Source organism: Undibacterium sp. RTI2.2, assembly GCF_035018705.1.
Taxonomy (GTDB): Bacteria; Pseudomonadota; Gammaproteobacteria; order Burkholderiales; family Burkholderiaceae_D; genus Undibacterium.
The window spans coordinates 1-12,266 of the sequence record NZ_JASJXN010000064.1 but is presented as its reverse complement, the minus strand read 5'-3'; the positions used below and the strand labels follow the sequence as shown (position 1 = coordinate 12,266).

14 protein-coding genes are annotated in these 12,266 nt (G+C 42.4%); 8 read left to right on the top strand and 6 right to left on the bottom strand.

Going from position 1 to position 12,266, the window contains the following annotated elements; genetic code table 11:
* Nucleotides 1-52: 52 nt before the first annotated feature.
* Both QN395_RS20155 and QN395_RS20150 read right to left on the bottom strand, forming a co-directional pair.
* Complete coding sequence (locus QN395_RS20155) at nucleotides 53-580, bottom strand: hypothetical protein (RefSeq protein ID WP_323492903.1); 528 nt, start codon at nucleotides 578-580, stop codon at nucleotides 53-55.
* A gap of 102 nt (nucleotides 581-682) precedes the next feature.
* Entirely contained in the window at nucleotides 683-1,126 is a 444-nt protein-coding gene (locus QN395_RS20150; RefSeq protein ID WP_322121724.1) for a hemerythrin domain-containing protein, read from the bottom strand.
* A 239-nt stretch (nucleotides 1,127-1,365) separates the two neighbouring features.
* On the opposite strand from QN395_RS20150, the gene QN395_RS20145 reads away from it, so the two are divergent.
* From QN395_RS20145 to tnpC, 5 genes are all read left to right on the top strand, one after another.
* Entirely contained in the window at nucleotides 1,366-1,782 is a 417-nt protein-coding gene (locus tag QN395_RS20145; RefSeq protein WP_322121725.1) for a PRC-barrel domain-containing protein, read from the top strand.
* Nucleotides 1,779-2,219 (top strand): CHRD domain-containing protein, encoded by a 441-nt coding sequence (locus tag QN395_RS20140; RefSeq protein ID WP_322121726.1) that lies wholly within the window; start codon nucleotides 1,779-1,781, stop codon nucleotides 2,217-2,219. Before QN395_RS20145 ends, QN395_RS20140 begins: the two co-directional genes overlap by 4 nt.
* Nucleotides 2,220-2,551: 332 nt before the next feature.
* A complete protein-coding gene (locus QN395_RS20135; protein WP_322121727.1) occupies nucleotides 2,552-2,833 on the top strand; it encodes an IS66 family insertion sequence element accessory protein TnpB in 282 nt (93 codons plus the stop codon).
* On the top strand, nucleotides 2,830-3,162 hold the full coding sequence (gene tnpB / locus QN395_RS20130) for an IS66 family insertion sequence element accessory protein TnpB (protein ID WP_323492902.1): 333 nt from the start codon (nucleotides 2,830-2,832) through the stop codon (nucleotides 3,160-3,162). Before QN395_RS20135 ends, tnpB begins: the two co-directional genes overlap by 4 nt.
* A gap of 75 nt (nucleotides 3,163-3,237) precedes the next feature.
* On the top strand, nucleotides 3,238-4,728 hold the full coding sequence (tnpC, locus tag QN395_RS20125) for an IS66 family transposase (protein ID WP_322121729.1): 1,491 nt from the start codon (nucleotides 3,238-3,240) through the stop codon (nucleotides 4,726-4,728).
* Between the two features lie 117 nt (nucleotides 4,729-4,845).
* On the opposite strand, the gene QN395_RS20120 is transcribed toward tnpC, so the two are convergent.
* The 3 genes from QN395_RS20120 to QN395_RS20110 all read right to left on the bottom strand — a co-directional run bounded on the left by QN395_RS20120 (nucleotide 4,846) and on the right by QN395_RS20110 (nucleotide 8,256).
* Nucleotides 4,846-6,951, bottom strand: coding sequence for a catalase (locus QN395_RS20120; protein WP_322121730.1), 2,106 nt, complete (start codon nucleotides 6,949-6,951; stop codon nucleotides 4,846-4,848).
* Nucleotides 6,952-7,289: 338 nt separating this feature from the next.
* Entirely contained in the window at nucleotides 7,290-7,811 is a 522-nt protein-coding gene (locus QN395_RS20115) for a hypothetical protein (protein WP_322121731.1), read from the bottom strand.
* 25 nt (nucleotides 7,812-7,836) lie between these two features.
* The gene (locus QN395_RS20110) at nucleotides 7,837-8,256 is read right to left on the bottom strand and encodes a BON domain-containing protein (RefSeq protein WP_322121732.1); all 420 of its coding nucleotides are present in this window, start codon (nucleotides 8,254-8,256) and stop codon (nucleotides 7,837-7,839) included.
* Nucleotides 8,257-8,990: 734 nt separating this feature from the next.
* On the opposite strand from QN395_RS20110, the gene QN395_RS20105 reads away from it, so the two are divergent.
* The 3 genes from QN395_RS20105 (at nucleotide 8,991) to QN395_RS20095 (ending at nucleotide 11,456) form a co-directional block, all read left to right on the top strand.
* Complete coding sequence (locus QN395_RS20105) at nucleotides 8,991-9,194, top strand: hypothetical protein (RefSeq protein WP_322121733.1); 204 nt, start codon at nucleotides 8,991-8,993, stop codon at nucleotides 9,192-9,194.
* 445 nt (nucleotides 9,195-9,639) lie between these two features.
* On the top strand, nucleotides 9,640-10,377 hold the full coding sequence (locus tag QN395_RS20100) for a Crp/Fnr family transcriptional regulator (RefSeq protein ID WP_322121734.1): 738 nt from the start codon (nucleotides 9,640-9,642) through the stop codon (nucleotides 10,375-10,377).
* Nucleotides 10,378-10,646: 269 nt separating this feature from the next.
* On the top strand, nucleotides 10,647-11,456 hold the full coding sequence (locus QN395_RS20095) for a Crp/Fnr family transcriptional regulator (protein WP_323492961.1): 810 nt from the start codon (nucleotides 10,647-10,649) through the stop codon (nucleotides 11,454-11,456).
* 304 nt (nucleotides 11,457-11,760) lie between these two features.
* Here the strand turns inward: QN395_RS20095 and QN395_RS20090 are convergent.
* Nucleotides 11,761-12,266 (bottom strand): hypothetical protein (locus QN395_RS20090; RefSeq protein ID WP_323492960.1); only part of this gene is annotated, 506 nt, incomplete at its 5' end.

The window sequence follows — 12,266 nt, the reverse complement described above, 5'->3', positions numbered from 1 at the left end:
ATAGGTTAATTTACCTGGTCAATATTCAGTGCGTATAACTGCGTTTATCTGGTCAATATTGAGTGCGCGCCAACACTACAGAACCATCGTCTGAACGCAACAACATATCTGAAAAATAATCTACGGAAGTATTCTTCATATTATTCGCCGTAGTTGCTGTTGCGTTGACTGTACTAGCGCCCACATTTGACACATCGCTGAGAATACTTTGAGTCGCACTTGCGAATAAGCCGACTGTCACTAAGGACGCAACAGCCCATGCAAGAAACCCGTGAGCGGTATCTCTAAAATACACTTCGTTATCGTGCACGTTACTCCATTTACTTCGCAACCTACCTGCTAAATATCCGCCAACTCCGGATGCCGCAAGCTGCATAAACGTAATCCATGCAATCGCTGAGATACCCATTACAGAGGCGTTATAAGACCAAGGCGATATGGTAGACAGACCCAAACCAGCACCTAACATTAATAATATTAATGAAAGCGCCGCGGCCGCCATCGCACCTGCCAAGATGGCAGCCCATGAGACTCCTGAAATTCTTTCACCGGATGAATGATCGTTATCAACTGCAAGCATATTTGCTCCATTAGAATGATTGTGCATGTGCTCTGCATGTATTTCGTCGTTAGTTTTATTTTCATTTGAACGGTAAAGTCTGAGTGAAGCCATATTGGAAATTTAAAGTTGCTCCTTCCGTTCGCTCATTTCTTCACCGAGGGTTACTAGATCTAATCTCGTTTTTCGGACCGAAGGAAACATTTCATCCTCTTCTTCCCTAACATGGTGTTCGATTTGTTCGGAGAGCACTTTCACTTTTGCATCATATAAATCATCATCTGGATCCATGTCCTGAATTTGTTCGATCAACTCTTTAGCACTCGCATGCTCTACCTCCGCTTCATCCATTAACTCATCACTTTCTATTACTTCTTTGACCGCAGGATAGAATATTTCCTCTTCGATCTGTGCATGAATTAGTAGAGCACGACAAATTGCATCCGCAACCTTTTTTTTGCTTACCTTTGATCGGTCACTTAGTTCGTTAAATTGTTCAAATAAAGCCTTTACCGTTTGATGATCTGAGACTAGAAGGCTGATTGCATCTGTAATTTTGAGCGGCATAAATATCTCCAAAAAAAGCGAGGTAACAACAAAGACCAGCCTGAGCATATTGATCATCGACGATGCTGTATGTGCGCTGTCTCACATTTGTTAAAAACTATTTTTACAGAGGGCAAGAAATAATTTCCTAAGAGAAAACTTCATTAATTTCATATTGTTTATTTTTGTGCGGTATCGAACGGACATGAATAAGAAGAAAGTTCAATCTACAATCTCATTCAATTGAGAGGAGAACTAATATGAATTACGAATCACGCGATACCTTGGGTATGTATGCGATAAATGGATCGGGTAATAATAAAGGTCCTGGCCCTGAATTAATGGGAGCTAATACCCTGATTGGCGATAATGTTCATAACGCTGAGGATGAGCATTTAGGGGAAATAAAAGAAATCATGCTTGATGTACGAACAGGTAAAGTGGCTTACGCCGTTCTTGCTCACGGTGGCCTATTTACCATAGGCGCAAAACTCTTTGCAGTTCCATGGAGCGCACTTAAACTAGATACTGAAAATAAGCGGTTTGTATTGAACATACAGAAGGAGCGTTTCGAAAATGCTCCTGGCTTTGATTCAGATCACTGGCCAGACATGGCCGATAGTACTTGGATTGAAAATTTACATAATTTCTATGACACGTCGAGGAGCTCGCAATGAAAAGCCAGTTCTCAAAAAAGTATTCGCGAACTAAATTGAGTGCATTATTGTTAGGCTGTAGTGTATTTCTTAGCGTTAGTTCCGCTTATGCAACTGAAACAAAAGTAAATTTGGTAGGATCAGAAGAAACTCCGGCAGTGCAAACTTCTGCGCAGGGCTCGGGGAGTATCATCGTCAACAAGGACAGAACTGTGAGCGGTATGGTTATGACTACCGGGTTGGCTGGAACGATGGCTCACATACATTTGGGCGCTGAAGGAAGAAAAGGTCCGCCGATTATTACCTTAGTCAAGTCTGGTGATGGCAGTTGGGCAGTGCCATCAGGATCAATACTTACCGAAGAACAGTATGCAAGTTACAAAGCAGGAAATCTTTATGTCAATGTTCATAGCGCAGAAAATAAGGATGGAGAAATCCGGGGACAATTGAAGCCTTAATTAGATAATTCCGTGCTTTGAAATAAAAATGGAGACGATTTTTTAGTCTCCGTTTTTATTATCTTTGTAAAGTGTACCCATTTAATTTAATTCAAATATGTACTTGAGTTAGGCATCTCTCTATTCCATCAAATACGTTCTTTAGATATACTAAAATTAAACACAATTGGCTGTAAGAACATAGCGACCCCATCTTGAGTCCCTGCGTTAAATCACAGAGTATCGTGTCCACGTAATTAATGGACACATGTACACGATGAATGAACCAGATTTAATAGCGCCACAGCGCAGAATTTAAAGCCCAGGTAATCAAGGCATGTCAGCAGCCTGGTGTGTCGATTGCAGCGATTGCGTTGCATTACCGCTTGAACGCCAATATGCTGCGAACTTGGCTGACAGCCCATGAACGGGCGACGGCAATGGAACAACCAGGATCGTCGGCAGTCAGACCAGTAGCGGAATTTATCCCGCTTCAATTGGCGGGGAAACCCGAAACCGTTGCGACGCAGGATATTGTTATCGAAGTCAGGCGAGGCGCAGCAACCATCACGGTTCGCTGGCCGAGTGCCTCTGCTGCTGAATGTGCCGGTTGGCTGCAGAACTGGTTACGATGATCCGGATCGAGTCGATCTGGCTGGCGACCGAACCGATAGATATGCGCGTCGGCATGGACACTGCTCTGGCCAGGGTGGTCAAGGTGTTCGGTGCAGCACGCCCTCATCATGCCTATTTGTTTGCCAACAAACGCTCGACACGCATCAAGGTCTTGGTCTATGACGGATTTGGTATTTGGCTAGCAACACGCCGCCTGAATAAAGGCAGGTTTGTCTGGAACAACGGCACAACAGTTTGTGTCGACCTCAACCACGATCAACTTCGCGCATTGGTGACCGGACTACCATGGGAGAATTTAACCTATGACCATGCGATATCCGTGCTGTAGTGCCGAGGCCACAAAGATGTAAACGTCTGTAAACGTCTTTGATCAAATCACCTCGGGTCTGGCACACTTCCAGACATGAGCTTTGCCGCTACCATCGAACAATACACTAAGGAACAGCTGGTTCAGCTGCTGATTCATCAGCAGGCAATGAACGCCAAACTCACCCATGAGCTGGCCATTCTCAAACGTCAGAAATTTGCCGTGACCAGCGAAGCCTATACCGGCGAACAACAGCGTGAACTGTTTGAAACTCTCGACGTCGACTTGGCCGCTGTCGCTGCCGAAATTGAGCAACTGGCGCTGGCCAATCCCGCGGCAGAACCAACCAAGCAACAACCCAAGCGTGTCCGGCTACCGGCAGAACTGCCGCGCACCGATATTCATCACGAACCGGATTCCACGCTGTGCCGGTGTGGTTGCCAAATGAAACGTATCGGTGAGGACGTGTCCGAGAAACTCGATTACCAACCTGGCGTGTTCACGGTGGAACGTCATGTGCGTGGCAAGTGGGTATGCCATCAATGCGAAACACTGGTGCAGGCACCAGTTCCTGCGCAGATCATCGATAAGGGTATCCCGACCTCCGGATTGCTGGCTCAGGTGTTGGTCGCCAAATATGCTGACCACTTGCCGCTGTATCGTCAGAGCGGCATCTTCGAACGGGCAGGATTGGCCATTCCCGACTCCACGCTGACCGAATGGGTAGGCTGCTGCGGCGTGGCGCTCCAGCCATTGGTGGATGCGCTGAAAGAAGAATTATTGACCCACCCGGTACTGCATGCCGATGAGACGCCGCTTCCAATGCTCAAACCCGGGAACGGCAAGACGCACAAGGCCTATCTGTGGAGTTATTGCAGCACATCACTAAGTAGCATGAAGGCGGTGGTCTTCGACTTTGCCGAAAGCCGGGGTGGCAAGCATGCCGAACAATTCCTGGATCGATGGCGGGGCACCCTCGTCTGCGATGACTTTCCAGGTTACAAAGTGCTGTTCAGATCCGGTATCACGGAGGCAGGATGCATAGCGCACGCGCGGCGCAGATTTCATGAACTATGGGCGAATCACAGCAGTCAGATCGCGGGTGAAGTGCTGGATTTATTTGCCAGTCTATATGGCGTGGAACGGGAAGCAAGCTTGCTCAACGAAGAGCAACGCCTGACCATTCGTCAAACGCAGGCCAAGCCAGTTGCAGATGCACTGCATAAGTGGTTGCTGGTCCAGCGCCAGCGGGTGCCTAGTGGCGGCGCTACCTTCAAGGCAATCGAATACAGTTTGAATCGCTGGCCGGCGTTGACACATTACCTCAACGATCCCCAGGTTCCGATCGATAATAATTGGGTTGAGAACCAGATTCGTCCCATCGCATTAGGACGCAAAAATTGGATGTTCAGTGGAAGTCTGCGCGCCGGCAAACGTGCTGCGGCAATTATGAGTTTGATTCACTCAGCTCGGCTTAACGGCCACGATCCCTACGCTTACATGAAGGACGTCCTGGAAAGGCTTCCGTTACATCCATTCAGTCGCATTGGCGAATTGCTCCCTCATCGCTGGGAACCCGCTCAATAATTTCCATCATCAAGATAATGCCAGGTCAACCTGTGTTGGCCAGGCGCTTACAATTGGCTTCTTTTTTTATATTTTTCTAAAGAAAATATAGCTAGCAAAATCAACTTATCAAAACTATTAAATCGCTGGGTGAAGTGATTTTTCACGGCTCCATTGGCGTGTCTTTGCCGCAGACAAAAAATCTGGTATTTTGTCGATCGATATTACTCCGGCATCCTTTTCTATTCCAGCCGTTTCTAATAAAATTTTACTTCCATCATCAAAAGCAATCGCCTTAAGATGGCTATATGCATCTCTGATGAATGAAGTCGTGGCCATATCTTTTTGTAGTTTTTTCCCAGCTTCTTTGGATAGGATCGTGACGATCGCATCAAACATGACTGATGGATTACCTGCAAGTTGTCCATCAATTTTGGCTTCAGTCGTGTCAGATAAATAGATGCCGTTAATTTTTGGAGCAATAGTCTTGTAAGTTGCGCCTGCTTTAATAACTGCCGTTTGAACAGTTTTTAAAATCTCTACATCAGATCCATCAGAAATCAATATCCCGATGACTCGTCCTGATAACGTCGATTTCATTTTGTCGATTAGCCCAACCGCGGGGGTTAAAGGAAGATCAACAACTGGTGCTGCGATATCAGGCGCTGGTGGTAAATTTTCCATGCCCAAACCATTTGCTACACGCAATGCTAGATCACCGATGATGTGCCTTAGATGACCGACCATTGCTTCTCGAATGTGTGGATGCTCAACTTTTGATAATTCAAAAACAAGGGCAGAGATAATATGCGATTGTTCGTATTTATTTTGACTCAAATAAAATTGGCGCGCCTGGCTATAGTGATCGGCAAAGCTTTCTGGTCGAATCCTCCCTTTGGTTCCACTGAGCTGTTCAGACATACTTTTAAAGCCGGTTGTAGGCTGCTCACGCGGCGACGTCGTCGATAGCGTATTGGGTTCATAAGACACTCTGCCAGTGGGTTGCGCCATTTGCATATGGCCATCACGTTGATGATTCCCAAACGGACATTTAGGCGCATTCACAGGAATTTGATGGAAATTAGGTGAACCTAGTCTGGATAGCTGCGTATCGAGATAAGAAAAAAGACGCCCTTGCAATAAAGGATCGTTTGAGAAATCAATGCCTGGGACAACATGAGATGGACAAAAGGCAACCTGTTCGGTCTCAGCGAAGAAATTATTTGGCCATCTATTGAGAACCATCCGTCCTATTACTTTCAATGGAACTAGCTCTTCAGGAATCAGTTTAGTGGCGTCAAGATGGTCAAATGGGAACTGGTCAGCCTCTTCTTGGGTGAAGAGTTGTACTGCTAATTCCCACTCGGGGAAATTACCCACACTGATGGAATTAAATAGGTCGCGACGATGGAAATCGGGGTCTGCTCCAGCAATTTTAACGGTTTCGTCCCAGATGGTAGATTGAAGTCCTAATTTAGGTCTCCAGTGAAATTTCACAAAAGTTGAATTACCGTCCTGATCAATCAAGCGAAAAGAATGAACCCCAAACCCTTCCATCATGCTTAACGATCGCGGTAGTGTCCGATCTGACATAATCCACATCACCATATGCATTGCTTCCGGTGTAAGCGAAATGAAATCCCAGAACGTGTCATGCGCGGTAGCGGCTTGTGGAAAACCACGATCAGGTTCCATTTTGACTGCATGGATCAGATCCGGAAATTTAATCGCATCTTGAATGAAAAACACCGGAATGTTATTTCCAACTAAATCCCAATTACCCTCGGATGTATAAAACTTGACGGAGAATCCCCGCACATCCCTTGGTGTGTCTGCAGAACCGGATCCACCTGCTACAGTCGAAAATCGCGCAAACAAAGGTGTGCGAGTATTTAATTCAGTAAGAATTTTTGCCGTTGTAAACTTCTGTAGGGAGTGAGTTAATTCAAAAAATCCATGAGCTCCAGTTCCTCTTGCATGCACAATTCGTTCTGGTATCCGTTCATGATCGAAGTGAGTAATCTTTTCTCTCAAAATAAAATCTTCTAACAGCGCAGGACCGTTAACTCCTGCCTTCAACGAATTTTGATTGTCAGAAACGGCTACGCCTTGATTTGTCGTGAGGTCAGATTGTTTTTTTTCCGCGATCTGATGTAACTCCCCGCCATTGCCAGTCGATTTAGAGGTTACCTTACGATTAATGTCAGTTTCTACTTTAGGGATAGATTTCTTAATGTTTGGCATGGTTGGCAACCTCTAAAAAAAGTCGGTTTGAATAAAATAAGTACTGAACAACAATAAAATGTAGATCCATTTATTATTTTTATCACCATAAACCATACATTTGAAATGGTATGTGCGGAATCACACACTACGATTTTTTATTCGATCACTTGTAAAGCCTATGTATTTGTCAAAGAGAAAAAAACTCTAGTATTTCGTAGAGATTTTTAATCAGATTTTCACAGCACACTAGAAAAATTCCGTCAGCTAAAATTCATCACATGCGTTAACTGACAGAACTATTTTTCGAATAAGCTTAGCTAGACAATGAAATAATTCAACCGTTAGTTGTCGAGCTATTAGTTAGGAACTGAAGCTTCAGAGGTCGACTTAATATCTTCGGCGCCAGCGTTTTGAAAAATTTCCTTAACCGTTTTAACTTGTTCGTGATTTTCAGTATGAACCGAAATCAATACATTCCCATTTCTAATCTTTCCGTCAAATAGTTTCGCTTCATACTCGGGAATTCCCATGCCAACCAAAGCACCTATAATACCGCCGGCGGCAGCGCCAACTGCGGCACCACCTAGTGCAGCCATAATTGGTCCAGCGGCGATAAACGGACCCACACCTGGTATTGCTAAGGTACCGATGCCAGCGAGCCAGCCTAGGATAGCGCCAGTTCCCAAACCGGCTATACCTCCAGTGGCAGTTCCTTCTGGTACTTTCGTATTTTGTTCATGGGCGAAATCCCGAGTACCGCTTTGATCAGGGAGAAGGACAGAAATCTCCGCGCTACTAAATCTTGCCGATTTGAGATGATCGACAATTGATTCTGCTTGTGCTCTAGTTTGAGCGATACAATAAACTGCATTTTTCATGATTTTCTCCAAACAAGTAATTGAATTAGTTAGTTTTAACGTCTAGCTGATCATCGATTGATTTGACACCCGGAGTGTCAAGGGTTACTTTTTCTAATTTGACTTTTTCTTCTTTATTTTTAACTGGCCCACGCAATGTAACAACGCCGTCTGAAGTCATAATTTTTATGTTGTGGGCTGACATTGAAAGGGACTTCTCATGGACGATATTGCGTCGCACTAGAGACAATAATTTCCTGTCTCCTGCACTGTTGGATTGATCTTGAGGTGTTGCAGTTACGTTTGATTTATCTCTCACATTCATTTCGGAATTATCAACATTCGATGCGCTTTTCGTTTCAGACCGCATCGGTGCTACAGGCTTATCTGCAGCGAACGATAAGAACGGTGTTGATATAAAAAAAAGTAAAGCGACGCCTTTTAAACTCTTAGATACAGATTTCATTCCTATCTCCTCGTTGATACCCGAGAATGGGTATATATTGAGCTTAGTCAGTCTGGGTTAGCCTATCTGTGCGGTATCTCACTTTTATCCAATAAAGTAGTGTGATAACCGTAAAAAGTTTTTTTAAAAGTGCATTGGAGTAAGTAGTCCTCGCAACTATCATTTGCAAGTGGCAATAAAATCCAAACACACGTCGTGAATAAAACGATTAAGAAGTTTTCAACTTCTATTTTTAAGGATGAATATCGCAAATAATTGTATCTATCTAAATAATTTTTCTGATTATGTAGACTAATATTTCCATCCAATAAGCCCCAAACGCTATTGGTGTTAATTGCCCTTCGTCTACTTTAGTTTCACAGAAAATAATCAAAATTAAGAGTAGAGCCGCGCGTAGGAAAGTTAGAAATCGAGGGTTTTTATCCACTAAATTAAATTTATTCTTCTACGCTAAATTAGTACTCGTACGTTCTCTAAGGTGAGATATTTCTAGATTTGAATTTTTTCATTTTTCAAAAGATTGCTCTTACTTTTTATAAATTTCTATTAATCTGCGAAGAAAAATCTGTTTGAATTTTATTGCAATGGGTATCCAGAAAAATATCTTTTGATGTTGGATAGCGAACAGATAAACCATTTAATGTGGGCTATGTTGGATCACTTGCTGGGATCACGTTTGTTCTGGCTTGTAGAATGAAATTCAAAAAACTTTCTATTATTGAGGATCAAAAATCATGACTAACACTAAAGAAGCTAGCACCCTACATAAACAAGCCGCGACCGATCATCAAGAGGCAGCAAAAAACCATTTGAAAGCCGCCGAATCTCACGAAAAGAACAAAGTGAGCGACGCGAAGGAGAGCTCAAAAAATGCGATGGGATGTTGCGCTACAGCGCAAAAAAGTACTGAAAAAGCCTGTCACTCTTCGTCAATGTGATTAATAAATTCAGAGTCTAGTTAGGCTTAAATCAAATAAATAGTTTTTGATTTTTGACGAAGCTAAATAAGAAATAAAGGCTAGCCAATCGCTAGCCTGTTTTGATTCGGAAACAAGTTGGACTGACAAAAGTAATTCGTTGGTTCAATCGTCAGTTAATAAAAAAAGGCAGTTCTCTACCAAATCAATTTATTTATCCATAGACACTATTGATCTGTGCGAACTTTGCGAGTTTTAAGGAAATAGTTCAAATTTATATGAGATTTTAATTTTGATTAACTATCTCTCAATTTGTGTTATTCAAAAGGACAGCGGTGTATTTGCTAGAGCGACGCCATCTGTGTTTTTTCGCTCATAAAATTATTGCCTCACATGATAGGCTCTGACCCTTCAGCCAAAATATCCACTTCGCGTAATTGTTCACCGCAAATAGAAACTATTCTTAATGCAGATCCCGCATAACCCCAGACAAAATCATCTTCTAGCTGCATTTCCTTTGGATGAATTTGATCGCCTTTTTGCCCATTTGGAATTGGTCTCTTTATCTGTAGGAGATTTTCTGATTGAAGCAGACAAAGGTTTTAAATTTGCGTACTTTCCAACCACAGCAGTTGTATCCTTTATGTACATATTAGAGGATGGAACAGCTGCAGAAATAGCTTCCGTTGGGAAAGAGGGAGTAATAGGAATTTCCTTAGTTTTGGGTGAAGAAACGACACCAAGGACGGTAGAAGTCCAAATTGCAGGATTTGCCTATCGACTCAAAGGAACAATATTAGCTTCTGAATTCAGTCGTGCTGGTCCAGTATTACATTTGTTGCTTAGGTATAGTCAGGCACTAATCATACAAATGACTCAAATTGCGATATGTAACCGATACCACTCTGTTGACCAACAAATATGCCGATGGTTGTTGCTCAGTTTAGATCGATCAACAAACGATTTGCTATATATGACACAACAAGTCATCGCAAATATGTTAGGCATAAGACGAGAAAGGGTCGTCATGGCTGCCAGAAATTTACAAAAAGACGGACTTATTCATTACAGCAGAGGCACCATAGAAGTTTTGAGCCGTCTAGGATTAGAAAAAACTGTTTGTGAATGCTATGGAGTCATAAGGACAGAATTAGATCGGTTGAAATCTGATGTTCCAATGGATAATATTATTTTGAATGCCTAATGCCACTCGTCAATACTGGAGAAAGAATAGGTAAGTGAAATGATTGGTAATTTTTAGAAATTTATTCTGATGTCGAAATGCTCAAATAATAAAAATAAAACTGAGTATTATGATGGTAAAAAATTTATGTGAGCGATAACGCACAGACAAACTTCTTTTTGACCATGTAAGCTATTTGGTGAAAAGCGAATTCCTTAACCTTGCTTTAGCCAGGCTATAGAAAATATATTCTGTTCTTGTAAAATGTGCACTCATTCCATAATACTCAAATGCCATTCTCGAACGGTCCAAAGCAGAACCTTCTGCTCGCAGCATTGCCCCTCGCGGAGTTCAATCGATTACTTGAAGATTTAGAACTTGTCGATATGGGTTTAGGTGAAGTTTTATATAGCCCCGGAAGCATAATGCAGTGTGTCTATTTTCCCACTACAGCGGTTGTATCTCTACTTTACGTCTTAGAGTCCGGGTCATCAGCAGAAATTGCCATTGTGGGTAACGAGGGTATTCTCGGGATTTCTCTTTTTATGGGTGAAGTGACCACCCCCAGCCACGCCGTAGTGCAAAGTGCTGGGCAAGCATATCGACTAAAAGCAAAATTGTTGAATATTGAATTCAACAGAGGCGGTCCGGTGCTTCGCCTTCTACTTCGATATACTCAAGCTCTGATAACTCAGATGACACAAACTGCAGTTTGCAACCGACATCATTCAATCGAGCAACAACTTTGCCGTTGGCTATTATTAAGCATTGACCGTTTGCCAAGTAATTCGGTGCACATGACTCAAGAACTCATCGCCAATATGTTGGGGGTCCGAAGAGAAGGTGTAACGGAAGCTGCCGGTAAATTACAGAAAAAAGGACTTATTCAATATGCGAGGGGTCAGATTAATGTGATTGATCGGCCTAAGTTAGAACAAGCAGTTTGCGAGTGCTACGTTGTGGTTAAGAAAGAATTTGATCGGTTAATTAGTGACATTCCCAACGGAGATCCTTTGCACATTTTAGGACAATCGGATCGTCGTAAAGTGTTTAAAAGCGTTCGTCAAAAAAATAGTAGCGATCGGAGGGATGAAAGCTGAAAGCGTATTCGGTTTATCTTTGTTTCGCAAATTTCATTTCTCATTTCTTTGGTCTAGCTCGATGACATTACGTCATTCTTTAAACAAATCCTTTGGCGAGAGGAATGCAGCAAAGCAGTCAAATAAAGGCAAAGCTAGAAACTCCTCGCTAATTCGTCTTACAGTGCGCGCAGCAATTTGAATACGGCTTCCCACAAAAAATCGATAATCTCCGTTTATGTGAAACGCTTCTTCGTCTCATCTATTTGCTGAATCGTATTCCCTCTGATTCTCTCAATTACACAAATTTGAGTACACGTCGCCGCTATTCCTTCAATTTGAATAGATATCTAGCAAAATAGCCTAATGCGAACGCGACAGTTAATGTTTGAAGCGGTCGCTCTCCTACATTCTTTCTTAATACTTTATAAATTTGTTTTTGAGACAGATATAGTTTTTCTGAAACATCTCCAAATGTTTTAATACTTACCTCTAAGGCGCATGTAAGTCGATCAACTGAATCAGCTTTCTGGTCTTCTAAATTCTGTGATTTTTCATGAATATTTTTTGTATCAGGTATTAAACCGTCACTCAATTCAATCATGTCATATTTGTCGGAATCTAACGATGCGCTTGCATTTTCAGCATCATGAATATTTGGTAAATCTAATTTTTGATTACTTGTCATTTTGGTTCCTAATATATCGATTAGTACGAAAAATAAAATTATTAACAGATTTACTAAGTGTCTTTGTATCTGAGACCTTTGCATGACAGCCTTAATCAGAGCCGTTTCAGCAAAGGTTGAATTTTTAAAAAATAAAATGATGC